The 792-nt window shown below is 59.7% G+C and carries 1 protein-coding gene and 1 pseudogene; both read left to right on the top strand.

Translation table 11 applies throughout. The features are described 5' to 3' along the window. A pseudogene (locus ENZ75_RS33260) lies at positions 1-232 on the top strand (TRAM domain-containing protein); the annotation flags it as partial. Positions 233-340: 108 nt separating this feature from the next. Next, positions 341-792, top strand: a 452-nt coding sequence (locus ENZ75_RS33255) for an acyltransferase family protein (RefSeq protein ID WP_164888246.1), incomplete at its 3' end; no start/stop codon positions are given.

The following is a 792-nucleotide window of genomic DNA, read 5'->3' as shown; positions in this document are numbered from 1 at the left end:
GCGTCAGCAGAAGATTTCGGCGACACAGCTGGCCAGAAAAGTCGGCAAGCGCCTCCCGGTGCTGATCGACGAGGCGCATGGCACATCGGCAAAGGGCCGCACCAAATACGACGCGCCCGAGATCGATGGCTCGGTGCACATCCAGTCGCGTCGTCCGCTGCGCCAAGGCGATATCGTCACCGTCAAGATCGACCGTGCCGACGCCTATGACCTCTATGGTTCGGCGGTCTGACGCCTCGTTCCGCGTAAATTTACTACATCTGGCGATAATCTAGGCCTCTTAACCCGCTCAGCCGCGATCCGCTCTATGGTTTGCCGACCGTAGATGCGGGAAATGCGGATGAACACCAGACCTGCGGAACAAAATTACATTGCGACGCTGGACCTGCTCAGGCTGGTCGCGGCGATGGCTGTCGTGTTCTTCCACTATTTCTTTCGCGGCGCGGCTGCCGAGGGCATTCTGGCTGAGGGTTATCCGCTTGCGGCACCGTTCGCCCTCTACGGCTATCTCGGCGTCAATCTGTTCTTCCTGATCAGCGGTTTCGTCATTGCCTGGTCGGCGGAAAACCGCAGTTGGGACCAGTTTGCGGTCGCGCGGTTCGTTCGCCTCTATCCGGGCTTCCTGCTCTGCATGACGATCACCTTCGCGATTGTCTTCCTTGCCGGGTCGCCGCTGCTTTCGGCCTCTTTCGTTCAGTATGCCGCCAATCTGTCGATGTTCGCGCCGGCGTTCGGCCAGCCCTTCATGGACGGCGTCTACTGGTCGATCGTTCTTGAGCTGGTGTTCTACGG

Source organism: Mesorhizobium sp. M7A.F.Ca.CA.002.04.1.1 (assembly GCF_004022805.1).
GTDB classification, from domain to species: Bacteria; Pseudomonadota; Alphaproteobacteria; order Rhizobiales; family Rhizobiaceae; genus Mesorhizobium; species Mesorhizobium ciceri.
This window is presented reverse-complemented; position numbering and strand designations above follow the sequence as displayed.